19 protein-coding genes, 4 tRNA genes and 3 rRNA genes are annotated in these 25,605 nt (G+C 36.3%); 21 read left to right on the top strand and 5 right to left on the bottom strand.

Features of this window, described 5'->3' with window-relative positions:
* The first annotated feature begins 61 nt into the window (after nt 1-61).
* The 7 genes from SCB73_RS04665 to SCB73_RS04635 all read left to right on the top strand — a co-directional run bounded on the left by SCB73_RS04665 (nt 62) and on the right by SCB73_RS04635 (nt 5,674).
* Nucleotides 62-688, top strand: coding sequence for an ExbD/TolR family protein (locus SCB73_RS04665; RefSeq protein WP_320568944.1), 627 nt, complete (start codon nt 62-64; stop codon nt 686-688).
* Between the two features lie 19 nt (nt 689-707).
* Complete coding sequence (locus SCB73_RS04660) at nt 708-1,265, top strand: ExbD/TolR family protein (RefSeq protein ID WP_320568943.1); 558 nt, start codon at nt 708-710, stop codon at nt 1,263-1,265.
* A 38-nt stretch (nt 1,266-1,303) separates the two neighbouring features.
* Nucleotides 1,304-2,104 carry an energy transducer TonB gene (locus tag SCB73_RS04655; protein WP_320568942.1) on the top strand — a complete coding sequence of 267 codons (801 nt, stop codon included), beginning with the start codon at nt 1,304-1,306 and terminating at the stop codon, nt 2,102-2,104.
* On the top strand, nt 2,104-2,334 hold the full coding sequence (locus tag SCB73_RS04650; RefSeq protein WP_053472547.1) for a hypothetical protein: 231 nt from the start codon (nt 2,104-2,106) through the stop codon (nt 2,332-2,334). The genes SCB73_RS04655 and SCB73_RS04650 overlap by 1 nt, the downstream gene beginning before the upstream one ends.
* A gap of 2 nt (nt 2,335-2,336) precedes the next feature.
* Nucleotides 2,337-3,257 carry a PstS family phosphate ABC transporter substrate-binding protein gene (locus SCB73_RS04645; protein ID WP_320568941.1) on the top strand — a complete coding sequence of 307 codons (921 nt, stop codon included), beginning with the start codon at nt 2,337-2,339 and terminating at the stop codon, nt 3,255-3,257.
* Between the two features lie 16 nt (nt 3,258-3,273).
* Entirely contained in the window at nt 3,274-4,941 is a 1,668-nt protein-coding gene (locus SCB73_RS04640) for a tetratricopeptide repeat protein (protein WP_320568940.1), read from the top strand.
* A gap of 100 nt (nt 4,942-5,041) precedes the next feature.
* The gene (locus tag SCB73_RS04635; protein WP_320568939.1) at nt 5,042-5,674 is read left to right on the top strand and encodes a 7-carboxy-7-deazaguanine synthase QueE; all 633 of its coding nucleotides are present in this window, start codon (nt 5,042-5,044) and stop codon (nt 5,672-5,674) included.
* Between the two features lie 72 nt (nt 5,675-5,746).
* Here the strand turns inward: SCB73_RS04635 and SCB73_RS04630 are convergent, their stop codons facing one another.
* Nucleotides 5,747-6,292 (bottom strand): YfiT family bacillithiol transferase, encoded by a 546-nt coding sequence (locus tag SCB73_RS04630; protein WP_320568938.1) that lies wholly within the window; start codon nt 6,290-6,292, stop codon nt 5,747-5,749.
* Nucleotides 6,293-6,296: 4 nt separating this feature from the next.
* Nucleotides 6,297-7,004 carry a class I SAM-dependent methyltransferase gene (locus SCB73_RS04625; protein WP_320568937.1) on the bottom strand — a complete coding sequence of 236 codons (708 nt, stop codon included), beginning with the start codon at nt 7,002-7,004 and terminating at the stop codon, nt 6,297-6,299.
* Nucleotides 7,005-7,078: 74 nt separating this feature from the next.
* Between SCB73_RS04625 and SCB73_RS04620 the strand changes: the two genes are divergently transcribed.
* From SCB73_RS04620 to lpxA, 12 genes are all read left to right on the top strand, one after another.
* Nucleotides 7,079-7,573: a YkgJ family cysteine cluster protein gene (locus SCB73_RS04620; RefSeq protein WP_320568936.1), complete on the top strand. Its 495-nt coding sequence runs from the start codon at nt 7,079-7,081 to the stop codon at nt 7,571-7,573.
* Nucleotides 7,574-7,684: 111 nt separating this feature from the next.
* Entirely contained in the window at nt 7,685-8,920 is a 1,236-nt protein-coding gene (locus tag SCB73_RS04615) for an ABC transporter permease (protein ID WP_320568935.1), read from the top strand.
* A gap of 84 nt (nt 8,921-9,004) precedes the next feature.
* Nucleotides 9,005-9,313 carry a hypothetical protein gene (locus SCB73_RS04610; protein ID WP_320567758.1) on the top strand — a complete coding sequence of 103 codons (309 nt, stop codon included), beginning with the start codon at nt 9,005-9,007 and terminating at the stop codon, nt 9,311-9,313.
* Between the two features lie 621 nt (nt 9,314-9,934).
* Nucleotides 9,935-11,448, top strand: a 16S ribosomal RNA gene (locus SCB73_RS04605).
* Between the two features lie 129 nt (nt 11,449-11,577).
* Nucleotides 11,578-11,651 (top strand) — tRNA-Ile (locus tag SCB73_RS04600).
* A gap of 89 nt (nt 11,652-11,740) precedes the next feature.
* Nucleotides 11,741-11,814, top strand: a tRNA-Ala gene (locus SCB73_RS04595).
* Between the two features lie 188 nt (nt 11,815-12,002).
* Nucleotides 12,003-14,884 (top strand): 23S ribosomal RNA (locus tag SCB73_RS04590).
* A gap of 179 nt (nt 14,885-15,063) precedes the next feature.
* Nucleotides 15,064-15,173 (top strand): 5S ribosomal RNA (gene rrf / locus SCB73_RS04585).
* The 16S, 23S and 5S rRNA genes sit together here with 4 tRNA genes alongside, the layout of an rRNA operon.
* 65 nt (nt 15,174-15,238) lie before the next feature.
* Nucleotides 15,239-15,311 (top strand) — tRNA-Phe (locus SCB73_RS04580).
* 6 nt (nt 15,312-15,317) lie between these two features.
* Nucleotides 15,318-15,403, top strand: a tRNA-Leu gene (locus tag SCB73_RS04575).
* A gap of 194 nt (nt 15,404-15,597) precedes the next feature.
* Nucleotides 15,598-16,161, top strand: a complete 564-nt coding sequence (locus SCB73_RS04570; protein ID WP_320568934.1) for a Crp/Fnr family transcriptional regulator — start codon at nt 15,598-15,600, stop codon at nt 16,159-16,161.
* A 64-nt stretch (nt 16,162-16,225) separates the two neighbouring features.
* Nucleotides 16,226-16,999, top strand: coding sequence for an acyl-ACP--UDP-N-acetylglucosamine O-acyltransferase (gene lpxA / locus SCB73_RS04565; protein WP_320568933.1), 774 nt, complete (start codon nt 16,226-16,228; stop codon nt 16,997-16,999).
* A gap of 79 nt (nt 17,000-17,078) precedes the next feature.
* Here the strand turns inward: lpxA and SCB73_RS04560 are convergent, their stop codons facing one another.
* The 3 genes from SCB73_RS04560 to SCB73_RS04550 are packed head-to-tail and all read right to left on the bottom strand — an operon-like array spanning nt 17,079 to nt 22,630.
* The gene (locus SCB73_RS04560; protein ID WP_320568932.1) at nt 17,079-19,502 is read right to left on the bottom strand and encodes an ABC transporter permease; all 2,424 of its coding nucleotides are present in this window, start codon (nt 19,500-19,502) and stop codon (nt 17,079-17,081) included.
* A gap of 1 nt (nt 19,503) precedes the next feature.
* Nucleotides 19,504-21,915: an ABC transporter permease gene (locus tag SCB73_RS04555; protein ID WP_320568931.1), complete on the bottom strand. Its 2,412-nt coding sequence runs from the start codon at nt 21,913-21,915 to the stop codon at nt 19,504-19,506.
* Nucleotides 21,916-21,919: 4 nt separating this feature from the next.
* The gene (locus SCB73_RS04550) at nt 21,920-22,630 is read right to left on the bottom strand and encodes an ABC transporter ATP-binding protein (protein WP_320568930.1); all 711 of its coding nucleotides are present in this window, start codon (nt 22,628-22,630) and stop codon (nt 21,920-21,922) included.
* A gap of 272 nt (nt 22,631-22,902) precedes the next feature.
* Here SCB73_RS04550 and SCB73_RS04545 point away from each other — a divergent pair, with 272 nt between their 5' ends.
* Both SCB73_RS04545 and SCB73_RS04540 read left to right on the top strand, forming a co-directional pair.
* Entirely contained in the window at nt 22,903-24,249 is a 1,347-nt protein-coding gene (locus tag SCB73_RS04545; protein WP_320568929.1) for a sigma-54-dependent transcriptional regulator, read from the top strand.
* Between the two features lies 1 nt (nt 24,250).
* Nucleotides 24,251-25,579, top strand: a complete 1,329-nt coding sequence (locus tag SCB73_RS04540) for a sensor histidine kinase (RefSeq protein WP_320568928.1) — start codon at nt 24,251-24,253, stop codon at nt 25,577-25,579.
* The last annotated feature ends 26 nt before the right edge of the window (nt 25,580-25,605 follow it).

The raw sequence follows: 25,605 nt of genomic DNA, 5'->3' as shown, positions 1-25,605 counted from the left end.
TAATTTTTGATATATAAAATAATTAAGATTTAATTATATCAAAAAAATAAAATAAAAGATAATGGCTAAAATTAAAATGAAAAAGAAGTCGACATCGACAGATATGACTGCCATGTGTGATGTTGCGTTCCTTTTGCTTACGTTCTTTATCTTGACTGCTACTGCTAAAGTTCCTGAAGCGCTTCCTGTAGATATGCCTGCTTCTACTGTAGAACATAAATTACCAGATTCTAATTTGGCAATTATTACAATAGGACAAGGAAAAGACGGGAAAAGCAAAGTTTTCTTCGATATCAAAGGAAGAGAGATTCGTAAAAGAACTCTTGAAGGTATGGGAGCAAAATTAGGTGTGACTTTTTCAGAAGATGACAAAGCTAAATTTGCATTAATGGATGACTTTGGTGTTCCATTGGCAAACTTGAAGCAAATCATTGATATGAAAGCAGCTGATAGAACTAAAGCAAATCAGCCAGGTATTCCAATCGATTCTTTGGATAATCAATTAAAAGAGTGGCTTTTGGTTTCAAGAAGAGCTACAATTGACCTTGAAGATAAAGAGTTAGAGATTGCAATCAAAGGAGATGCTAAAGAACAATATCCTCAAATCAAAAAGATTATGGATATTTTACAAGAGCAAAAAATCAATTCCTTTAACTTAGTTACAGGTACAAGAGGAAAAGACTTTTAATTAAAAAAGATACACTAAAATGGCTGAATTAAATACTGGCGACAGTGGTGGCGGAAAAGGTGGCAAGGTAAGAAGTAAAAAGCAAAATTCGAAAGTCGATTTAACGGCGATGGTGGATTTGGCATTCTTATTGATCACGTTCTTTATGTTGACCACATCGTTGTCAAAACCTAAAGCAATGGATTTGTCATTGCCAGATAAAGACGATAAGAATCCAGAAGACACGAAAACTAAAGTGGATGAAAATCGTACTATGACAGTAATGTTGGGTGCTGACAATAAAATGGTTTATTACATGGGATTATTAGCTAGTCCTAAAGTAGGTCCTAAAGATATAGCTTACGGAAAAGATGGTATCCGTAGAGAATTGTTGAAACAAAAACAAAATGTTTTGGCATATTCTGCAGCTTTAGGAAAACCTAAAAATGGAATCATTGTCATTATCAAACCAACTAAGAAATCAAATTATCGTAATTTGGTTGATATCTTAGATGAGATGGCTATCACTGGAGTTGAAACTTACGCAATTGTTCCTGAGTTCACACCAGAGGAAACAAAGGTTATAGATAAAAAATAAGAGTGATCTTGAGTTTTGTCAACTAAAAATCTAGAAAAATGAAATTAGATATTATAAAAAATCAATGGCTTGATATCGTATTCGAAGGTCGTAATAAGATATATGGTGCATATGAGTTGAGAAAATCGAACAACAAAACTACGGTAAGAGCACTTATCATAGGTTCGATCATTTTCAGCTTTGCTGTAGCAGCTCCTCTTATTGCGAGTTATTTACCAGATTCTGGTGAAGATGATACGAATAATGATATCAAGATCGTAACAGCTAAAATACCTGTTAAGAAAAAAGAGGAGGTAAAACCTAACGAACCGCCACCACCGCCACCGCCACCAAAAGTGGATCAAGTGAAGTTTGTGAAGCCGGTTGTTGCTAAAGCAGAAGAGGTTACTGAAGATCCACCAAAAATTGAAGATCTTAAAGATAAGAAGGTTGGTGCTGAAACTATCAAAGGAGATCCAGATGCAGTTTTAACTGTTGAGGAGCCGGTAGGTACTGGAACTGCTGCAGTAGTTGAAGAAGATAACCAAGTATATAACACAGCTGGTATCGAAGTAAAACCAGATTTCCCTGGAGGAATTGATAAATTCTACAAATTCGTAGGAAACAATTATAAAACTCCAGAAGAAGAAGGTTTAAAAGGTAAAGTTTACGTTACGTTTGTAGTTGAAAAAGACGGTTCATTAACCGACATTAAAGTTTTAAGGGATATCGGTTACGGTACAGGAGCAGAAGCAATTCGTGTTCTTAAAAAATGTCCAAAATGGACTCCTGGCGAGCAAAATGGTAAAAAAGTTAGGGTATTATACTCTCTTCCTATTACTATTCAATCTGCAGAATAATGTTAAAAGATATGCTTAATAATATTCAGAAGAAATCGCTCAAAGAGCGATTTCTTCTTGTTTTAGGAATACTGTTTTTTTTGATATATCTTGTACTCGGTTTAATGATTATGTTTTGGGAAAAATTACCATTAAATATGGAGCCAAAATACAGATACGCTTTTGGCGGATTGTTAATCGTATATTCAGCTATACGTTTTCTGAGGTTAATTAATTCAAATACAGAGTAATTATGTTAAAGTATACTAAAGTTGCGGGAGTAGTTCTTCTTGTCTTTTTGTTTGCCATGTGCAACCAAAAAAGCAAGAATGATACTAAAGAAACAATTTTGAAAGGATCTCTTGATATTACGGTCGATGAAACTGTAAAGCCTATTGTTGATGATCAAGTTGCCGTTTTTGAAGGTACTTATTATGATGCTAAGATTCATATAAAACCGAAATCTGAAGCAGAGGTTATAAATGATTTATTAAATAAGAAAGCTAAAGTTGTCGTAACTGCTCGAACTTTGACGAACGAAGAGTTGAAAAGATTCGAGAAAAGCAAGATTAATCCTAGGATAACTCCTTTTGCTGTTGATGCGGTAGCTTTTATTTCAAGCAAAAGCAATAATGATACATTAATTGCGTTGAAAAGTGTGATTGATTTCATGCAAGGAAAACCAGATTCAAAGATTAAAGGTCTTGTGTTTGATAATCCGAACTCTAGTACGGTTCGTTATATGAAAGAATTGGCGAAAGTTAAAGAGATTCCAAAAAATGGAGTGTTTTCTTTTAATACTAACGATGAAGTTATTAAATTCGTTTCTGAAAACGAAGGGATGGTTGGAGTAATTGGTGTGAACTGGCTGTCGCAGCCTTCGCAAAATATGGCCAATTATATTCAAAAAGTCAATATTTTGGCTATTAAGGGTTTGAAAGATAATCAATATCATTATCCAAGTCAGACTGAGCTTATGGAAGGGAAATATCCTTTGGCACGTGATTTGTTTGTTATAAATTGCCAGGGTTATTCTGGTTTAGGAATGGGTTTTTCTTCTTTTGTTGCTGGTGAAATTGGCCAACGAATAGTTTTGAAATCCAGCTTAATGCCGATTAAAACTCCAAGTAGAAAGCTTCAAATAAGAAGTGAAATTATTAAAGATAAAGAATAAATTAATTACGATAAAGATGAATAAATTTAAAATTTTTAGTCTTGCTTTAGTTGCTACAGCTTCTGTTGCACAAGCGCAAGATATTAAAGAAGCTAAAAAAGCTATCGATGCTGAACAGTTTCAAAAGGCAAAATCTTTGCTTAAGTCAATCATAAAAGCAAAACCTTCAGATGGTGAAGCTAATTTTGTTTTAGGAAATATCTATTTGAACCAAAGTGTTATCGATTCGGCTAAAATTTATTACTTAAATGGAATTGAAGCTTCGGATAGAAAAAACCTAAATTATATTGGTTTAGGTCAAATCGATCTTGATAATAAAAATGCTGCCGCTGCGCAAGCGAACTTTGGTTTGGCTACTAAAGATATGAAGCGTAAGGATGTTGATGAGTATATCTATATTGGTAGAGCTTATATGAACTCAGTTAACCCTGATTATAACAGTGCAATTACAAGTTTAAAACGTGCATTGGCGATCGAGCCTCAAAACGCTACAGCTTTATTGGCAATTGGTGATGCTTATTATGGAGCAAACAATCAAAATGATGCATATAAAGCATACCGTGATGCATTTACTGCTGATCCAACACTTTTAAGAGCAAAAATGCAATTAGGTGTTTTATTGAAAGGTGCTAAATCTTATGATGAAGCTATTAAAGCTTTCAATGAAGTTATTGCTATAAACGCTAACTATGGTCCAGTTTACAGAGAATTGGCTGAAACATATTACAAATGGGCTAGAAATAAGCCTTCTACTTCTAAAACTAATTTGCAAAACGCAATCACTAATTATGAGAAATATTTGAGTTTAACAGATTACTCTTTAGATTCAAAAATGCGTCACGCAGATTTCTTGATCTTGGTTAAAGATTACAAGAGCTTAGAAACTGTTGCTAACAAAATGATTGCTGAAGATAAAGTTAATCCTAGAATTTACAGATATTTAGGATATTCTGCTTACGAAAATGGAAACATTGATGTGGCTCTTAAATCATTAGAAGATTACATGAAAGTTCCTAGTAACAAAATTATCGCTAAAGATTATTTGTATTTAGGATTTGCTAAAATCAAAAAAGGAACAAATGCTGCTGGTGTAGTTGAGGCTTCTGCTTTTGATGCTGGTTTGGCTGATATTAAAAAAGCAGTTGAAATGGAGCCATTAGCAGTTGAAGATCTTGGTGATTTCGGAAAAGAATTATTCGGTAAAAAACAATACGATCAGGCAGCTTCTGTTTATGCATTAAGTATTACAAATGCAGAGCAAAAGAATTATGTATATGACAATATCTATTATGGTATTTCTCTTTACTATGCAAATGCAAATAAAGATAAAACAGCTATGAATGCGACTGAATTAACGAATGCTGATGCAGCATTTGACAGAGTACTTGTTGCTTCTCCATCATATGATGAGGCTTACTTATACAAAGGAAGAATCAACAACTTATTGGAGAAAGATGATTTGATTATCAAAAACTACGAAGAGTATGTTGCAAAAACGACTGCTAAAGGTGCTGATGAATTAGCAAAACCTGCAACAGTAAAAAAAATAGTTGAGTCTTACAATAGTATTGGTGCGGCTTATGCTAATACAGACAAAGCTAAAGCGATTGAATATTTCAATAAATCTTTAGTTTTAGATCCTGCTAATAAATATGCAGCTGATTCTGTAAAAGCTTTAAAATAATAAATTAGTTTCTAACTAATTATAAAACCGACAGTTCAATCAGCTGTCGGTTTTTTTGTTACGTATTTAAATGACTATCTTTGCACTTTAAAATTGAATAATGTTATCAAAAGAAATACAATTAGAAGTTAATAAAGGAGCAATGTTGCCTTTAATGGAGGAATTTTACACCATTCAAGGGGAAGGTTTTCATACCGGAACGGCGGCATATTTTATTAGAATTGGAGGATGTGATGTAGGTTGCCACTGGTGCGATGTGAAAGAAAGCTGGAATGCTGAATTGCATCCGCCAACAAAAACTGATTTAATTGTACAGAATGCATCTGCTTATGCTGACACTGTTGTAATAACAGGTGGCGAGCCTTTGACTTGGGATATGACTCTGCTGACACAGCAATTAAAAGATAAAAATCTAAAAGTTCATATTGAAACTTCAGGAGCATATCCGCTTAGCGGAACTTGGGATTGGATTTGTCTTTCTCCTAAAAAAAATAAACTCCCAACGCAAACGGTTTATGACAATGCACACGAGCTAAAAGTGATTATTTACAATAAGCACGATTTTATTTTTGCTGAAGAACAGGCAGAACTCGTAAATGATAATGCAATTTTGTTTTTGCAACCGGAATGGAGTAAAAAAGAAGAAATGACACCTTTGATTGTTGATTATGTAATGAATAATCCAAAATGGCGTGTTTCTTTACAAACACATAAGTATTTGAATATCCCATAAAAAAAATCTCTTCAACTGAAGAGATTTTTTTTATGGCTTGAGTTTCTATTTTTTGAGAAGAATTTATTTAGTTTAATCCCAATTTTTTGATTTCTTAAGAGTAGTAATGTGTGCTAAATGGTGATTGGAATGCCAGGCATACATTCCGATGATTCGTTTTAATTTTAATTCTAGATTGCTTTCAGGATGAATAAAAGATTTTTCTAAATCATCTGATGATAAATTTTGCATAATATAAACTAATCTGGAATGAAGGCCAGTTAATAAAGTTAAGCTAGCCTCAATTGGCATTGTTTTGTTGTCTGGCAACTCGCTCCATAATACTTCATCATAAGCTTTTATAACCGGATTATTTTCGGTCAAAGTCCATTTAATCCTGATAAAGCAATTCATATGGCTTTCTGCGCAATGATGAATTACTTGTCTTATTGTCCATCCACCCGGGCGATAAGGAGTATTTAGTTGCTCATCGCTTAAATTAATGGTTTCTTTTTTTAGCTTTTCAGGAAATGCAGCGAGTTCGTTAATCTTCTCATTGAGATATTCAGTTGTATAAGATTCAGGAATTACAAATTTTCCTATTGGGTATTTTAATTTTTCTAAGATTGATTCTTCCATAGTTTTATAATGATAGTTTAGCTAAATAATCATAATGTTCGCCTTCTAAAATTAGCTCACATTGCAATCCATTTGCGTTTGCCGCATTTTGAAGTGTATTGTAATCCAAATAAAGCCAGTTAAAAGGTTCTTCTTTTTCGCCTTTGTACGAAATGGTGAAAGTTAATTCTCCATAATAATTATTGTCAGACGGAATCCATTTTCCTCCATCCTCATCTTCATCAAACATATAAATGATATCTGAACTGTCAATTAAAATTTGTCCACCAGGATTCAAAAGTGATTTTAATTTCAATAGATATGCATTGCAGTTTTCTAGTTTTCCAAAAATTCCAGTACCATTCATTAGCAGTAGAATGGTGTCAAATTTATTATCCTCAAAATCGAGGATATTCTGGACTTTGGCGTTTTTCAAACCTCTTAATTTGCAGGTTTCAATTGCTTTTTCTGAAATATCAATAGAAGTCACATCAAGATTTCTCTCATTTTGTAGGGAAAGGCTATGACTTCCTGCGCCACAACCAACGTCTAAAATTCTGCCAAAAGCCAATTGAAGTGCCTTTTGCTCTAGTTTTGGCATTTCACTATAGGAGCGAAATAAATATTCAATACTCATTTCATCTTCTTCAGAAATTGAAGTTTCGGTAATGATATCCTCGGGTGAATTATTTGTTTGGAAATCGAACATCGCTTTCCCAAAAAGATCTTTCATCGTATTTTAATTCAAAGATTAGGGTTTCAAGTTTAAAGTTGTTTAATTTTGCAGATCAACTTTAAATTTTAAACTTGAAACAAATTTTAAACAACTTAAATAAGTTAGCCAAAGATAAGCATATCGAAAACAAAAAGTATTTTGATAAGCTTAAAAAGAAACAGCCTAAAAATTTGGATTATATTATGCAGGATTTGCACGATGCCGAATTTAAGAAAACAGATTGCTTGCAATGCGCGAATTGTTGCAAGACAACAGGTCCGTTATTTACTTTGGCTGATATTGAAAGAATCTCTAAATCATTCAGGCAAAAACCACAGCAGTTTATTGATCAGTATTTGCGAATTGATGAAGACAAAGACTATGTTTTAAAAAGTGTTCCTTGTACTTTTTTGGATAATGAAAATTACTGCATGATTTATGATGTTCGTCCAAAAGCATGCCGTGAATTCCCACATACAGACCGCAAGAAGTTTCACCAAATATCAGATCTTACTTTAAAAAATGTTGCTATTTGTCCAGCGGCGTATAATATTGTTGAAGAAATGAAAAAGAAACTTCCATTATAAGGAGTTTAAAAACTGCTAATAGTTTTTTAAAGCAATCCTATTCTGGTTTTTTAAATGTATTTTTGACTTGATTAAAATACAAATCGTAACTATCAAAACAAGATCAATAAATTGAATTTAGAATATTTCATAGCCAAGAGACTTATTACTGCAAAAGATTATAAAAGCAGTATCTCGGCGCCTATCATAAAAATTGCCATTTCGGCTATTGCAATTGGAATTATTATGATGTTGGTTTCAGTTGCAACTGGAATTGGCTTGCAACAAAAAATCCGTGATAAAATTTCTGCTTTTAACGGGCAGGTCATTATATCGAATTTTGACAATAATAATTCTGAAGCGACATTAACGCCAATTTCTAAAAAACAGGATTTTTATCCCAATTTCAAATCGGTTCCAGATGTAACGCACATTCAAGCAATTGCAACTAAAGCTGGAATTATTAGAACTGAAAATGCTTTTGAAGGAATTATTTTTAAAGGAGTCGGAGCAGATTATGATTGGAACAGCATAAAAGAATATCTTGTTGAAGGAAAATTGCCTGATTTTTCGAAATCACTAAATGAAGAAGTCATTATTTCTAGATTTCTTGCAGACCGACTTAATTTGAAACTGGGAGATAGTTTTAATACTTTTTTTATAAAAGAAGAACAAGGTAAAATGCCTAACAGCCGCCGATTTAAAATTGCAGGCATTTTTAGTTCAGGTTTCCAGGATTTTGATGCGACTTTTATAATAGGCGATATCCGGCACATCCAACGAATCAATAAGTGGGCGCCCGATCAAATTGGAGCGTTCGAAGTTTTTGTAAAAGATTTTACTAAAATTAAGCAAACAGGCAATCAGATTTACGAACAGACACCGTCAGGATTAGATACTAAGACCATTATTGAAAAGTATAGTTATATTTTTGATTGGTTACAGCTTTTTGATTTTAATATAGTAGTGATTTTAGGTGTAATGATTCTAGTTGCTACTATAAATATGGTAGTAGCACTTTTGGTTCTGATTTTAGAGCGTACGCAAATGATCGGAATTTTGAAATCACTTGGCGCAAACAATTGGACTGTTCGGAAAATATTTTTGTATAATGCATTCTATTTAATAATAAGAGGGCTGTTTTGGGGAAATCTTATCGGGATCTCAATATTATTAATCCAGCAGCAATTTGGAGTTGTTCACTTAAACCCCGAAAACTATTATGTAAATCAAGCGCCAGTATATTTGAATTGGGGTTATGTAATAGCATTAAATCTACTGACTATAATAATTTGCTTTTTAGTATTACTGATTCCATCATATATTATAACCAAAATATCGCCAGTCAAAGCAATTCGCTTTGATTAATCATTATAGTGAAGTCTCAACAACCCGCCAGTTTCCCAAAAGCTGTCGGTTTTTTTTTTTTTTTTTAGCCTACATATATATAGTATGTACAAAACCAAAAGAGCCCCAATTCACCGCAGAGGCGCACTGCAGTGCGCCTTATGCGCAAGATGGGTAAAATCAAAAATCGATCCAAGCCATCAGAATTGGGATTTGGATTTTTTTTATTGGGATTTTCAGGAGCTTAATCCCGCTATCCGCTGCAATCTTTTGCTTTTTAAAGAAAAAAGCAAAAGGATTTCCGCTCCTATCGGGGCTATGGCCTCGGTTTTCAGGAGAAGATTTCCGAAGCAGAAGACATTTTCAGAAGAAAAAAAGAAAAAACTCAGCGCCTTTGCGCCTTTGCGAGATTAAAAAAGGCAGAAAACAAGGCTTTGCGGCTTGGCGCCTTCGCGGCAGAACAGCGCAAAGAACAGCCAAACGAGGAAAAACCCCACAATTGCTGAAAAAACTTCGGAATGTAAAGAATCCGTTATCAGCGAGTTATGAAATAAATGAAAAAAAGAATTAAAAAAGATTTGAAAAAGCCTTGCATAACTGGAAAAAGGTGCTACTTTTGCACCCGCAACAGCGAAAACGTTCACGGAAATACTGGCAGGCAATACGGATCAAGCGGGAAGATATTCTCGAAAAAAAAGTTCAAAAAAAGCTTGCAGGTTTTGAAAAAGCGTTCTACATTTGCACCCCGCAAAACACGGAAAGTTCATTGAGGTATTGGAAGGAAAACGAGAAGGGATGAGGCGAAAAAAAAGCTTCAAAGATTTTTCAAGTTTTTCTTGCGAGAAACAAAAAGAAGTTTTAGTTTTGCACCCGCTTTGAGAAACAAGCGCAAAGACAAAAAAAGACACGTTCGTAGACATATTGAATTGACAGCCGTTCCGATGCAAATCGGAACAAAAAAAAGAATAAGAGTAATGGAATCGAGAGATTCGAAAAGAACCGACTGGAATTCATCGAATGATAATATTAAAATATACGATGAAGAGTTTGATCCTGGCTCAGGATGAACGCTAGCGGCAGGCTTAACACATGCAAGTCGAGGGGTATAAGTCTTCGGATTTAGAGACCGGCGCACGGGTGCGTAACGCGTATGCAATCTGCCTTCCACAGAGGGATAGCCCAGAGAAATTTGGATTAATACCTCATAGCATTGCAAGGGGGCATCCCTTTGCAATTAAAGTCACAACGGTGGAAGATGAGCATGCGTCCCATTAGCTAGTTGGCAAGGTAACGGCTTACCAAGGCTACGATGGGTAGGGGTCCTGAGAGGGAGATCCCCCACACTGGTACTGAGACACGGACCAGACTCCTACGGGAGGCAGCAGTGAGGAATATTGGTCAATGGGCGCAAGCCTGAACCAGCCATGCCGCGTGCAGGATGACGGTCCTATGGATTGTAAACTGCTTTTGTACGGGAAGAAACACTCCTACGTGTAGGAGCTTGACGGTACCGTAAGAATAAGGATCGGCTAACTCCGTGCCAGCAGCCGCGGTAATACGGAGGATCCAAGCGTTATCCGGAATCATTGGGTTTAAAGGGTCCGTAGGCGGTCCTGTAAGTCAGTGGTGAAAGCCCATCGCTCAACGATGGAACGGCCATTGATACTGCAGGACTTGAATTACCAGGAAGTAACTAGAATATGTAGTGTAGCGGTGAAATGCTTAGAGATTACATGGAATACCAATTGCGAAGGCAGGTTACTACTGGTGGATTGACGCTGATGGACGAAAGCGTGGGTAGCGAACAGGATTAGATACCCTGGTAGTCCACGCCGTAAACGATGGATACTAGCTGTTGGGGGCGACCTCAGTGGCTAAGCGAAAGTGATAAGTATCCCACCTGGGGAGTACGAACGCAAGTTTGAAACTCAAAGGAATTGACGGGGGCCCGCACAAGCGGTGGAGCATGTGGTTTAATTCGATGATACGCGAGGAACCTTACCAAGGCTTAAATGCAGACTGACCGTTTTGGAAACAGAACTTTCGCAAGACAGTCTACAAGGTGCTGCATGGTTGTCGTCAGCTCGTGCCGTGAGGTGTCAGGTTAAGTCCTATAACGAGCGCAACCCCTGTTGTTAGTTGCCAGCGAGTCATGTCGGGAACTCTAGCAAGACTGCCAGTGCAAACTGTGAGGAAGGTGGGGATGACGTCAAATCATCACGGCCCTTACGCCTTGGGCTACACACGTGCTACAATGGCCGGTACAGAGAGCAGCCACTGGGCGACCAGGAGCGAATCTACAAAGCCGGTCACAGTTCGGATCGGAGTCTGCAACTCGACTCCGTGAAGCTGGAATCGCTAGTAATCGGATATCAGCCATGATCCGGTGAATACGTTCCCGGGCCTTGTACACACCGCCCGTCAAGCCATGGAAGCTGGGGGTGCCTGAAGTCGGTGACCGCAAGGAGCTGCCTAGGGTAAAACTGGTAACTAGGGCTAAGTCGTAACAAGGTAGCCGTACCGGAAGGTGCGGCTGGAACACCTCCTTTCTAGAGCCTCGATTGTTTGCCGCAAGGCACGGCGAGGAAACAAGATGGATATCCTGAAGGTCTTGGGCCTCGGAATTCGATTACTCTTGCTGTCGATTTAAAAAATGATAAACAATTAAGAAAAAACAGAGTCTCGTAGCTCAGCTGGTTAGAGTACTACACTGATAATGTAGGGGTCGGCAGTTCGAGTCTGCCCGGGACTACTATTTTGACTTGAGAAAAAGGAAATTCTAGGGTTGAGTTCTTATGAATGATTATTCATAATTCATAATTCACAATTCATAATTAGATTGGGGGATTAGCTCAGCTGGCTAGAGCGCCTGCCTTGCACGCAGGAGGTCAACGGTTCGACTCCGTTATTCTCCACAAAAAAGTACAAAGGTGATAGTACAGGGTATCAAGACGGTAGTCTTGATGCTTCATGCAAAAATCTTGATACTTATTAAAGTTCATTGACATATTGAGATAAGAAAATACAAGAAAGTAGAAAGCGTTTTCTGCAGTTTTGCTGCAGGAGACAAAAAAAACGGTCATAATAGATATTATGATTGGTACAATAAGCAAAACAAGGGCGCATGGGGAATGCCTAGGCTCTCAGAGGCGATGAAGGACGTGATAAGCTGCGAAAAGCTGCGGGGACGGGCACACACCGATCGATCCGCAGGTATCCGAATGGGGCAACCCGCTATATTGAAGATATAGCACACCGATAGGTGGGCAAACCCGCTGAACTGAAACATCTAAGTAGGCGGAGGAGAAGAAAACAAAAGTGATTCCGTAAGTAGTGGCGAGCGAACGCGGATTAGCCCAAACCAGCTATGTTGCGGCATAGCTGGGGTTGTAGGACCGCGATATTTCATGCACAAGGAACCGGAAGCTTCTGGAAAGGAGCGCCACAGAGGGTGACAGCCCCGTATGGGCAACGAGTGTAATGGATAGCGGTATCCTGAGTAGGGCGGGGCACGTGAAACCCTGTCTGAATTCGGCGGGACCATCCGCTAAGGCTAAATACTCCTGAGAGACCGATAGTGAACCAGTACCGTGAGGGAAAGGTGAAAAGAACCGTGAATAACGGAGTGAAATAGATCCTGAAACCATGCGCCTACAAGCGGTCGGAGCCCTTTAGTGGGGTGACGGCGTGCCTTTTGCATAATGAGCCTACGAGTTAACGTTGCCGGCAAGGATAAGTGGTTAAGCCATGGATCCGCAGCGAAAGCGAGTCTGAATAGGGCGCTTTAGTCGGCAGTGTTAGACGCGAAACCGTGTGATCTACCCATGGGCAGGTTGAAGCTGTGGTAACACACAGTGGAGGACCGAACCGGTTGACGTTGAAAAGTCTTCGGATGACCTGTGGGTAGGGGTGAAAGGCCAATCAAACTCGGAAATAGCTCGTACTCCCCGAAATGCATTTAGGTGCAGCGCTGAGGATAGTTATATAGAGGTAGAGCTACTGATTGGATGCGGGGGCTTCACCGCCTACCAATTCCTGACAAACTCCGAATGCTATATAATGTTTCCCAGCAGTGAGGGCTTGGGTGCTAAGGTCCAAGTCCGAGAGGGAAAGAACCCAGACCATCAGCTAAGGTCCCCAAATATATGCTAAGTTGAAAGAACGAGGTTTGTCTGCCCAGACAGCTAGGATGTTGGCTTGGAAGCAGCCATTCATTTAAAGAGTGCGTAACAGCTCACTAGTCGAGCGGACGAGCATGGATAATAATCGGGCATAAGCATATTACCGAAGCTATGGATTTGCATGTATGTGCAAGTGGTAGGGGAGCATTCTGACAGGGCTGAAGGTGTGCCGTAAGGCATGCTGGACCGGTCAGAAAAGAAAATGTAGGCATAAGTAACGATAATGCGGGCGAGAAACCCGCACACCGAAAAACTAAGGTTTCCACAGCTATGCTAATCAGCTGTGGGTTAGTCTGGTCCTAAGGCGAACCCGAAAGGGACAGTCGATGGCCGACGGGTTAATATTCCCGTACTACTTATTGCTGTGATGGGGTGACGGAGTGATGAAAGCGCCGCGGACTGACGGAATAGTTCGTTGAAGTACCTAGCTATAGGCTCTCTAGGCAAATCCGGAGAGCTTGGTGAAATACGATAGTACTCGGAGTCTTCGGACAAAGAGATAGCGCGCCTAAGGGCTTCCAAGAAAAACCTCTAAACTTCAGGCAATAAGTACCAGTACCGCAAACCGACACAGGTAGTTGAGGAGAGAATCCTAAGGTGCTCGAGAGATTCATGGCTAAGGAATTAGGCAAAATAGACCTGTAACTTCGGGAGAAAGGTCGCCCCGAGCAATCGGGGCCGCAGTGAAGAGGTCCAGGCGACTGTTTATCAAAAACACAGGGCTCTGCAAAATCGCAAGATGACGTATAGGGCCTGACACCTGCCCGGTGCTGGAAGGTTAAGAGGAGATGTTATCTTCGGAGAAGCATTGAATTGAAGCCCCAGTAAACGGCGGCCGTAACTATAACGGTCCTAAGGTAGCGAAATTCCTTGTCGGGTAAGTTCCGACCTGCACGAATGGTGTAACGATCTGGACACTGTCTCAGCCATGAGCTCGGTGAAATTGTAGTAACGGTGAAGATGCCGTTTACCCGCAGTGGGACGAAAAGACCCTGTGCACCTTTACTATAGCTTAGTATTGACCTTGGATAAATGATGTGTAGGATAGGTTGGAGACTATGAAGCGGCGTCGCCAGGCGTTGTGGAGTCATTGTTGAAATACAACCCTTTGTTTATCTGAGGCCTAACCCCGCGTTGCGGGGGACATTGCTTGGTGGGTAGTTTGACTGGGGTGGTCGCCTCCAAAAGAGTAACGGAGGCTTCTAAAGGTTCCCTCAGCACGCTTGGTAACCGTGCGCAGAGTGCAATGGCATAAGGGAGCTTGACTGAGAGACATACAGGTCGATCAGGTACGAAAGTAGAGCATAGTGATCCGGTGGTTCCGCATGGAAGGGCCATCGCTCAAAGGATAAAAGGTACGCCGGGGATAACAGGCTGATCTCCCCCAAGAGCTCATATCGACGGGGGGGTTTGGCACCTCGATGTCGGCTCGTCACATCCTGGGGCTGGAGAAGGTCCCAAGGGTTGGGCTGTTCGCCCATTAAAGTGGCACGCGAGCTGGGTTCAGAACGTCGTGAGACAGTTCGGTCTCTATCTACTGCGGGCGTTAGAAATTTGAGTGGATCTGATTCTAGTACGAGAGGACCGAATTGGACCAACCTCTAGTGTATCTGTTGTCCCGCCAGGGGCACCGCAGAGTAGCTACGTTGGGAAGGGATAAGCGCTGAAAGCATATAAGCGCGAAACCCACCACAAGATGAGATTTCTTTTAAGGATCGTGGAAGATGACCACGTTGATAGGCTACAGATGTAAAGGCAGCAATGTCACAGTCGAGTAGTACTAATAATCCGTAAGCTTATGTACACACTTTTCCCGATCCGCCCAGGCGGATCGGGAGGAAACTTTCTATAACAGAGCTTGTCTGTTTCTTTATCTCAGTATGTTAAAATATTTGCCCGTCGCGGGCAGTGAATAGTAAAGAGCAAGTAGTGATTAGCTTAAAAACTAATTACTAATCGCTAAGGACTAGTCACTAAAAACCTTAAGGTGGTTATTGCGGCGGGGCTCACCTCTTCCCATCCCGAACAGAGAAGTTAAGCCCGCCTGCGCAGATGGTACTGCATCATTGTGGGAGAGTATGTCGTCGCCTTTCTTTTGAAAACCCTTTATCACAAGATAGAGGGTTTTTTATTAAAAATTTTATCTTTTGATAGATAAGGTACCTTAGCTCAGATGGTAGAGCAATGGACTGAAAATCCATGTGTCCCTGGTTCGATCCCTGGAGGTACCACAGAATGCTCGGATGGTGAAATTGGTAGACACGCTGGACTTAAAATCCAGTGAACAGCAATGTTCGTGCGGGTTCAAGTCCCGCTCTGAGTACTAAAACTTCAATTGGCTTTTGCTAGTTGAAGTTTTTTTTTTGCTACAAGGTTTACTGACTTTATTTAATATTTGTTTTAACGCTATTTTTAAGACTTGTAATTAAATAATTTATTCATTGGCAGTCTTAATCTTCTTTATGGAGTTCTTTTCTTTAAATTTACTGATAAATTTGTTTTTTAAATGTTTGTCCAATGAATGAGTTATTAGCTGTTATAAATGGTTTTCAGAAAATAGATGCTACAACTGAAGAGGCTATTCGGAAATTTTTTGTAGTTGAAAAATTTAAGAAAAACGAATTCATTATTGAGGAAGGGAAAGTTTGCAGAAAAATTTATTTTATTAAATCAGGTGCAATTCGTAGATTTTGTTTTGAAAATGATTCTGAGATTACGAAATGGATTTATACTGATGGCCAATTTGTGACTTCGATGAGCAGTTTTTTTGAACAAAAACCTTCTTTTGAAATTTTTCAAACTTGTGAAGAAACCATAGTTTATTCTTTGTCTCATTCTGATGAACAATCCTTATTGGAATATCCTTTGTTTTTAAAATTTCACATTAAACAACTTCGTTACTATCTTTCAAATATTAATGAGTTTCATCATTTATTTCATGTAATGACTGCTGAACAAAAATATTTATTTTTATTGGAGTCTTTTCCAAAAATTATTCAAAAAGGAAAGCTGATGCATATTGCTTCTTTAATTGGAGTAAGTCAGGAAACTTTGAGTAGAATTAGAGCTTCTATTAATTGACATTAGGTCAAAAAATCCAATTTTCTTTTTTTCAATATTTGCTTTATAATTAAAATAAAGAAGTTTGAAAAATATTGTAGTAAACACAAATGCTATTGTCGGTAAAAATGTCCATTTTGGAAATTTTGTAACAATTAAAGATGATGTTATTATTGGTGATAATGTATGGATTGGTAATAATGTTTCTGTTTTAAGTGGCGCACGAATTGGAAATAATTGCGAAATTCATTCTGGTGCTGTAATTGGTGGCATTCCTCAAGATTTAAAGTTTAGAAATGAATATACTTTGCTTGAAATAGGTGATAATAATATCATTCGTGAAAATGTGACTATAAATCGCGGTACTTTTTCAAAGGGAATAACCCATATTGGAAATTCTAACTTAATTATGGCAAATGCTCATATTGGCCATGATTGTTTTATTGGCAATAATTGTAATATTGGTTTTAGTGTTGGCGTGGCTGGAGAAGTAGTTACAGGTGATTTTGTCAATATTAGCGGGCTCACTGCTGTACATCAATTTTCTAGAATTGGAAGTCATAGCATGATTAGTGGTTTGAGCAGAATTGTGAAAGATATTCCTCCCTACATAACTGTAGCGCATGAACCTTTACGATTTGCTGGATTAAATATTGTTGGTTTGAGGAGGAGAGGTTTTTCTTCTGAGAAAATTGAAGAGATCAAAGCAATTTATAGAATTATTTTTCAGGAAAAGAGAAATATTAAAAGTGCTTTAGAATTAATTGAACAGAATTTTGAACCGACTTATGAAAGAGATGAAATTTTAAATTTTATAAAATCATCAAACCGAGGAATTGTAAAAGGAATTATAGAATAAACGAAGCCTCCGATACAAAATATTGGAGGCTTCATCATTCTGTGAATTATAATTAGATGAAAATACCTTGATAAGTCTTCTATTCGTATTTGAGGTATTTTAAAACATTAGATGTAGTTGCATAATAAGCTCGCGATAAAACAATTATTAAAGTCAGAATTAACAAGACAATAAATCCTGTAACGAACGGCATTATGGTAATGTCAATTCTAAATGCAAAATTTTGAAGCCATTTATTCAAGAGAAAGTAAACAGGAAACAGTGCAATTAAAAAGCCGATAATGCAATACAGAATATATTGTTTGGATAATTCCTTAAGTAAAACATTGGTTTCAGCGCCTAATGTTTTTCGAATCGCAATCTCTTTCATGCGTCGTTGTATAGAATAAGAGGCTAAAGCAAATAATCCAAATAATGCAATTAGAATTACAATAACATTCAGTAATGAAAACAAATTCTTTTGTTTTACGTAAGATTCGTAAGTTCGTGCGTATTCCTTATCAACAAAATCATATTTAAACGGATATTCGGTATCAACTTTAGTTTTCCAGAAATTTTCAATGTCAGAGATCGTATTGTTTATGTTAGTCGCATTTAATTTTACATATACCCTATTCATTTCTGTGGACATACCTAGAGTTTTTAAATGATAAAATGTCATTGGCGGAACATTAACTTCAGGGCTTAGTAAATTAAAATCTTTTACAATTCCTATAATACTCAGTTTTTGATTTCGAATCAAAATTTGTTCTCCAATAGGATTTTTCATGTTCATCAACTTTGCAGCTGTTTCATTTATTAATATGGAGTTTATAGTATCGGAGGCAAGTTTTTTGTCGAGTCCTCTTCCTTTTGCCATTTTGATTTTTAGCATTTCGAGCATTCCAAAATCTATCCCAATATGTTTTGCTTTAAAAAGTACATCGTGATATAAAAGTGGTGCTAACGAATTGTCTGCACCGTCAAAAGATACAATTCCGGTTGAAACATTTTCAACTCCTTCAATTTTGCTTAATTCTTGCTTTATTCTATTGTATTTATTGAAAATATTTTGGTTACTATTTTCTCCTTCGTAATCTGAAGGCAAAAGATTTAAGTCTATAGCAATCAATTGATCTCCTTTGAAACCGAGATCTTTATTGCTTAGATATTTTACTTGTTGATACACAATACTTGAGCCAATGATAAAAAATGTGGCGATTGCGAATTGAAAGACTAACATTCCGTTGCGGAGCCAAACTCCGTTTTTACTTCTTGAAAAATTGCCTTTTAAGACCTTTAAGGTTTCAAAATTAGAAACGTAAACGGCTGGAAATATCCCTGCAACGAAAATAGTTGCAACAAAAATTAGAATGAGTTGTAAATAAAATTGGCTTCCAATAATCATTAAATTTTTATTTAAAAAATTATTGTAATAAGGCAAAGTCACCTCTACAATTACTAAAGCCAATAAAATAGATAATAAACTAATTAAAGTTGTTTCGAATATAAATTGGAGTATAATATTGTTTTTTGATGCTCCAATAATTTTACGGATTCCTACTTCTTTAGCGCGCTTTATGGCATTGGCTGTAGCCAGATTTATATAATTGACAATAGATAAAATGAGAATCAAAATTGACAGTCCCGCCATAATGAGCAAAAACTGATAATTGCCACGACCTTCAGGATAACCATCTGTAATAGATTGCAATCTTGCTATTGACAACGGTTCCATGAAAACGGTAAAATGCCCCACTTTTTTTGTCATTTCTTCTGGAGTAAAACCAGCTTGTTTTGCTTCTCTCACGATAACATCGTCATAATATGCTTTTTCGAGCATTTTACGGGTTTGTTCTACTTTTGATGGATCTTTTACTTTTAAAAGTATTTTTAAAGCAAATAAGCTTCGACTTTGAGCCGGATCAGCAAGATCTTTCATTCGATTTACCACAATATTTGGTGAAATAGAAGAATTACCAGGAATTTGATACACGGCACGAACTACAAACAAATTATCAAGACAATTGATTTGTTTGCCAATTGGATTTTCATTTCCAAAAACACGCTTTGCAAGATTTTCAGATATCGCGATGCTTGTTCCGTCTTTTATTGCACCACCAAGATTTCCCTTAATGATTTTAAAAGGAAATAGAGAAAAGAAGTCACTTTCGACATTGATTATCTTATCAACGAATTCTTTCTTCCCTTTGTAAATTATTTTACTCTTTTGATACCAACTATCTGCAAAAACAATATTTTCTACGTTGGTATCTTTTTGTAAATGCGCTTTTAATAGTACAGTATTATCTGTTCCAACTGGCGTATCAGTCAGTTGCACTAAAACTTGATAAACATTCTCTTTCTCTGGATTCCAGGCATTATAACTTTGTTCGTCGTTCCAATAAAGCAAAGCGAATATTAATCCTGTAATTCCAATTGACAATCCTAAAACATTCAAAGCTGTAAAAAGCTTGTTATTTTTAATTTGGTAAATAAATATATTGAGCCAGTTTTTCAGCATCTTATTCGTATTTTAAATATCGTAAAACTTCAACTTTTGTTACTTGGTACGCTTTTGCTAAAACGATTGTTAGTGTCAGGAATAATAAAGACACAAAAGCAATTAAGAATGGTAAAACCGGAATATCAATTCTGAAAGCAAAATTTTCAAGCCATTTTTGCAATAACAGATAAGCTGGAACTATTCCGATTAGAAAGCCAATTACACAAAAAATCACATATTGTCTAGATAATTCTTTGAGCAAAATATTGGTTTCGGCACCAAGCGTTTTTCTGATGGCGATTTCTCTTAATCGTCTTTCCATTGAGAAAGAGGCGAGAGCAAACAGTCCAAAAACAGCAATCAGGATTACGATGATATTTAATAAGGCGAATAAGTTTCTTTGGTTTTCATATTTCTTAAAATTTCGGGCGTAATTTTTATCCACAAAATTGTATTCGAATGGATATTCAGTATCTACTTTTTGTGACCAGAATTTATTGATGTCAGCAATAGTTTGAGGCATGTCCTCAGATTTGACTTTTATAAAGATGTGTCTAATGTCATCTTTTACACCATTAATTTTTGTGACATAGAAGAAAACCATTGGCGCAATTTGACTCTCAAGTCCGAAATAATTGAAGTTTTTAACTACACCAACAACTTTGACTTTTTGCTCTCTCCATAAAATGGTTTTGTTTAAAATATCTTTTTCCGAAATCATTTTAGCGGTTTCTTCATTTATAAGTACCGATGAAATCGTATCAGAAGAAATAGCAGGATTTAATTTTCGTCCTTTTATAACTTTGATATCTAAGAGATCAAGCATATCTAAATCCATTGCCATTTCTTGTACTAAAAAGGGTTTTTCATTTTTGTAATTTGCGCTTGACCAAGAATTTTCGTTAGACCCCATTGCAAATAATGCCGTTGAAACAGCTTCGACACCTGGAATTTTTGAGGCTTCCTGTTTTATGACTTTGTATCTTTCAAATTGTGTTTTCCCTTTTTTAGGTTTAAAAGTGATATCGATTACTTGCGAACCTTTAAATCCTAAATCTTTTGAAGCCATAAAATTTACTTGTTTGTAAACAATAAAAGAGCCAATAATAAAAAAGGTTGCAATGGCAAATTGTAAAACCAGCATTCCGTTGCGAAGCCAAATTCCTTTTTTGCTTCGGGAGAAATTTCCTTTTAAGACTTTTAAAACTTCAAAATTTGCTACATAAATTGCTGGCAAGACTCCCGAAACAAGAATTACAAGCAACGTAATTAACACGAGTTGCGTATAGAATTGAGTGCCAACAAGAACCAAATTTTTGTCTAGAAATGAATTGTAAAACGGCAATAAAACCTCGACAAGAACCAATGCCAGTAAAGCAGAAAAAATCGTAATTAGAGCCGTTTCAAAAACAAACTGAGTTACAATTTGTCCTTTTGTGGCGCCAGTAATTTTTCTTACTCCAATTTCTTTGGCTCTTTTTATGGCATTCGCAGTCGCCAGATTAATATAATTTACAATCGAAAGTGACAAAATTAAAATCGACAACCCCATTAAAATCAATAGATATTGCATGTTTCCGTTTGGTTCAGAAAACGGAGTGCTTCCCGTATATAATTTCGCTTCTGGTAATGGCAATAAACTTGCTTTTACAGGATCGCCATACTTTTTTATAAATTCAGCCACGGTCATTCCTTCTTGTTTTGCGTACACTTTTGTGCAATTTTCGAAGAATAAATTATCTAACGTTTTTATAATTCTACCCGTGGCATTCGGATTTTTAATTTTCAAAATCAGTCCGTAATGATAACTCCATTCGTTTTTTGTTCGCTCGATGTCATCATCAATAACGGTTGTAACGGCTTCGGGCATTACAGATGATTTTTCAGAAAGGTCATAAACGCCTCGAACAGTGAAAAACTGACCATTATATTTCACCAATTTTCCCATTGGATTTTCTGTCCCAAAAAGTCGTTCAGCCGTTTTTTCAGATAAAGCAATACTACTTCGGTCCTGAATTGCGGTTTTGCCGTTTCCGTGAATAAATCGGTAAGGGAAAAATGAAAAGAAGTTTTTTTGTGCGGTAAAAATCTTGTTTAGTACTTCTTTTTTGCCATTATAAGAAATAACATCTTTGGCATACTCGGCATAAAAGTAACAATAGCTTTCTACGTCCGAAGAAACTGCTTTTAGCAATGGCCCGGTTGTCGCGGTATTTGTTGTCCAAATATTATGGTTTCCAATATCATTTAGTACAGAATAAATCTTGTCTTTTTCTGGATTCCATTGGTCATACGAATGTTCATCGTTCCAAAAAAGAATCGCAAAAATCAAAGTCGCCATTCCGATTGACAATCCCAAAATATTCAGAATCGAAAACAGTTTGTTGTTTTTGATGTGATAAAAAAATGTGTTGATCCAATTTTTTAGCATGACTCTAGTTTTTAGAAGTTACCAAAACATCGACATTTCTATGATTCTGCTTTTCAGAAAGAATAACACCATCTTTCATTAAAATAGTTTTTTGCGAAAAAGAAGCATCATAATCAGAATGTGTAACCATCAAAATTGTTGAACCGCTGGCATGAAGATCAGTCAATAATTCCATCACTTCGTTTCCGTTCTTGCTGTCCAGATTTCCGGTTGGTTCATCGGCCAAAATAATTTTCGGATTATTGATTAAAGCTCTTGCAACCGCTACACGCTGTTGTTGTCCGCCTGAAAGTTGTTGCGGAAAATGTTTCAATCGGTGTGAGATTCCTAGAATTTTTGCCATCTCATTTACTTTATGTTTTCTTTCAGAAGATGGAACGTTGTTGTAAATCAAAGGCAATTCGATATTGTCATAAACCGACAATTCATCAATTAAATTAAAGTTTTGGAAGATGAAACCAATATTTTCTTTTCTGGCTTTTGCTCTTGATTTTTCTTTCAAGCCAACCATTTCCTGATCAAGCAAAACATAACTTCCATCTGAAGCGCTGTCCAAAAGTCCAATAATATTTAATAAAGTCGATTTTCCACTTCCGGAAGGTCCCATGATCGAAATAAAATCGCCTTGATTGATTGTTAACGAAATTTCACTTAATGCTCTGGTTTCTAATTCCTCAGTTCTAAATACTTTTGAAAGCTTTTTAATGGTAATCATAATGGATTGTTTTTAGTTTTGATTGATTTTCTCTTTTAGATTTTTCCCTTCGGAAGCAAAAGAAACGCGTCTGAAAATTAAGATAATTAACAATGCAATTTTTTGTTATTTTTACTTTCGAAAGGGCTTAATAATTAATGATTTATCAGTACAATTGTGATTTTTATGCCAAAAATTTAAACTTTGTAACTGCTTTATTTTTAAGATTTTATTTTCTGGAAAAAAGTTTCACTGTCCATAAGTGGACACCTTTCGTCCAAAACCGAACAAACATGAAAAAAACAAACGCTTCTATTTTAATCATCGATGATCAGGAAGACATCCTTTTTGCGTCAAAAGTCTATCTGAAAAAATATTTTGAGAACATTTATACGCTTAATAATCCGAAAAATATTGTCGAATTATTGGCAAAAAATACCATTGATGTAGTTTTGTTGGATATGAATTACAGAATTGGTTTTGAAGATGGAAGAGAAGGTTTGTATTTATTGAAAGAAATAAAAACGCTTTCGCCAAAAACAGTTGTGATTTTAATGACGGCTTTTGGAAAAGTTGAAACGGCGGTTGAAGGTTTAAAATCCGGCGCTTTTGATTATATTTTGAAACCTTGGGAAAATAAAAAACTATTGGAATCAGTAAAACAAGCAGTTGATAAAGCAAGAAAAGAACAAAAGAAAATTAAAAGTCCAGAAATTGTTGATGATTTTTTTATTGGCAATTCTGAAATTATAAAAAAAGCGTATTCTCTTGCCGATAAAGTGGCAAAAACAGATGCCAATGTTTTGATTCTTGGTGAAAACGGAACCGGGAAATTTGTTTTGGCACATCATATTTATTCGCAATCCGAAAGGAAAAATCAGCCCTTTATTAATGTTGATTTGGGTGCTTTAAATTCAAATATTTTCGAAAGCGAATTATTTGGTTATGCAAAAGGCGCCTTTACCGATGCAAAAACCGATACGCCGGGACGTTTTGAAATGGCACAAAACGGAACTATTTTTTTAGACGAAATTGGGAATGTTCCGCTTCATTTGCAGTCAAAATTATTGCAGGTTATTCAAACCAAAACCGTCACAAGATTGGGCGAAACAAAACCAAGATCTTTAAATGTCCGAATTATTACAGCAACCAATTTGAATTTAAAAAACGAAGTTGCCGACAAAAATTTCCGTGAAGATTTGTATTACCGAATCAATACAATGGAAATTGTTTTGCCTCCGCTTCGCGAAAGAATCGAAGATAAAATTCCGTTAGCTGAATATTTGCTGGAAAAAATCAGTGAAAAATATGGTCGAAGCCAAATTGTATTCGACAAAAAAGTTTTGGAACAAATCGAAAAACACGCCTGGAACGGAAATATCCGCGAAATGGAAAATAAAATCGAGCGTGCCATTATTCTCTGCGAAAACAATAAAATCACGGTTTCTGATTTAGATTTGGAGCAAATCACCGAATATGAAAATCCGGATGATATTCAGCTTTCTTCGGTTGAAAAAGCTACCGTAGAAAAAGCACTTTTGAAACACAATAATAACATTAGCAAAACCGCCGAAGAACTCGGTTTGTCAAGAGGTTCATTATATCGTCGTTTAGAAAAATATAATATCAGCACCAATTAATATGCTTAAATCATTAAAAACCTATCAGCTTCTTTTTTTGCGGTTAATTTTGATTTTGGCCGGAATTGAATTTTCTATTTATCTGCATAAAATCAATTTTGTTTTTGCACCGATTTTTGGTTTTCTAATTGTTTTTCTGCTGATTATTGAATTGTATAATTATGTAAAAAGCATCATTTTGCTTTATGATAAAACCATTTCTTCGATTATTCAAAACGATTTTAGTTCTGATTTTTCGAAACATAAATCGGAAAAAAATGATTTGTTTCAGTTGTATGATATTTTAAAAAACAAGCAAAACGAGCAGGTTTCGAAAGACATTATATATACTTCGATTTTAAATAATATTGAAACCGGAATTATTATTCTGCAAAAACAGGAAAAAGATTGGAACGTTTTTTTGATGAACGATTATTTCTCGACTCATTTTAATGTCCCGAAATTTTCAAAATGGAAATATTTAAAAAGTCATTTACCTTCGTTATGCGATATTATTGAAAAAGACGATTTTCAGGAAATAAAAACGTCAATCGAAATAAGTGTTAATCAGCAAAATTCACAAACTTTTGTTTTGCAGGCGTCAAGAACGGAGATTTTTGAGAATGATTATTTTATTGTTTTATTGGATTCGATTCAGAATGTTGTCGAGAAAAAAGAGAAAGACGCCTGGATTAATTTGATGAAAGTGATTTCGCATGAACTTTTGAATTCGATAACGCCAATTCGTTCGATTTGTCAAAATTTGCAGGATTTGGTCGAACAGGATTCATTGTCTTCTGAAGATTTGGAAGATATCAAAAACAGCGTTGGAACCATGCTCAGACGAAGCGATCATTTGCAGAAATTTGTCGAAGGTTATCGAAAACTGGCGATGCTTCCGTCGCCTAAAAATCAAAAACTAGAATTGAAAGATTTGGTGAATAATAGTCTTGATATTATGGAACCAATGTTTAAAAAGGAAAATATCGAGATTGTAAATTCAATTTCGCGTAATTATTTCATTACGGTTGATGCACAGCAAATCGAACAAGTTTTAATTAATCTTTTGACGAATTCGATAAATGCGCTTAAAAAGACAAATCAAAAACAGATTTTTATTTCGGCGGAAGCCAAAGAAAATAGGACTTTTATGAAAATTTCAGACAACGGAACAGGAATTGAAAAAGAAATTGAAAACAAAATTTTCCTGCCGTTTTTCACTACAAGAAATGAAGGCGCGGGAATTGGTTTGACTTTATCTAAAAATATTATTGAAGCGCACGGCGGTTACATCAATTATAAAAATGAAAATGGAAAAACAGTTTTTGAGATTTGTTTGATTGAAAATTAGTTTCAGCTGAAATAGAATTATATTCG

Origin of the sequence: Flavobacterium sp. KACC 22761 (genome assembly GCF_034058155.1) — a bacterium.
Taxonomy (GTDB): Bacteria; Bacteroidota; Bacteroidia; order Flavobacteriales; family Flavobacteriaceae; genus Flavobacterium.
Note: the sequence above shows the minus strand (reverse complement) of the source record. Positions and strands in the feature narration are given on the sequence as shown.

Bases quoted from the DNA above. Each gene is read 5' to 3' on its own strand.
- SCB73_RS04625 (WP_320568937.1), bottom strand. From the start codon at position 7,004: ATGAAAGATCTTTTTGGGAAAGCGATGTTCGATTTCCAAACAAATAAT.
- SCB73_RS04540 (WP_320568928.1), top strand. From the start codon at position 24,251: ATGCTTAAATCATTAAAAACCTATCAGCTTCTTTTTTTGCGGTTAATT.
- SCB73_RS04635 (WP_320568939.1), top strand. From the start codon at position 5,042: ATGTTATCAAAAGAAATACAATTAGAAGTTAATAAAGGAGCAATGTTG.
- SCB73_RS04550 (WP_320568930.1), bottom strand. From the start codon at position 22,630: ATGATTACCATTAAAAAGCTTTCAAAAGTATTTAGAACTGAGGAATTA.
- SCB73_RS04570 (WP_320568934.1), top strand. From the start codon at position 15,598: ATGAATGAGTTATTAGCTGTTATAAATGGTTTTCAGAAAATAGATGCT.
- SCB73_RS04645 (WP_320568941.1), top strand. From the start codon at position 2,337: ATGTTAAAGTATACTAAAGTTGCGGGAGTAGTTCTTCTTGTCTTTTTG.
- SCB73_RS04610 (WP_320567758.1), top strand. From the start codon at position 9,005: ATGTACAAAACCAAAAGAGCCCCAATTCACCGCAGAGGCGCACTGCAG.
- SCB73_RS04665 (WP_320568944.1), top strand. From the start codon at position 62: ATGGCTAAAATTAAAATGAAAAAGAAGTCGACATCGACAGATATGACT.
- SCB73_RS04650 (WP_053472547.1), top strand. From the start codon at position 2,104: ATGTTAAAAGATATGCTTAATAATATTCAGAAGAAATCGCTCAAAGAG.
- SCB73_RS04545 (WP_320568929.1), top strand. From the start codon at position 22,903: ATGAAAAAAACAAACGCTTCTATTTTAATCATCGATGATCAGGAAGAC.
- SCB73_RS04655 (WP_320568942.1), top strand. From the start codon at position 1,304: ATGAAATTAGATATTATAAAAAATCAATGGCTTGATATCGTATTCGAA.
- SCB73_RS04640 (WP_320568940.1), top strand. From the start codon at position 3,274: ATGAATAAATTTAAAATTTTTAGTCTTGCTTTAGTTGCTACAGCTTCT.
- SCB73_RS04660 (WP_320568943.1), top strand. From the start codon at position 708: ATGGCTGAATTAAATACTGGCGACAGTGGTGGCGGAAAAGGTGGCAAG.
- SCB73_RS04630 (WP_320568938.1), bottom strand. From the start codon at position 6,292: ATGGAAGAATCAATCTTAGAAAAATTAAAATACCCAATAGGAAAATTT.
- SCB73_RS04555 (WP_320568931.1), bottom strand. From the start codon at position 21,915: ATGCTAAAAAATTGGATCAACACATTTTTTTATCACATCAAAAACAAC.
- SCB73_RS04560 (WP_320568932.1), bottom strand. From the start codon at position 19,502: ATGCTGAAAAACTGGCTCAATATATTTATTTACCAAATTAAAAATAAC.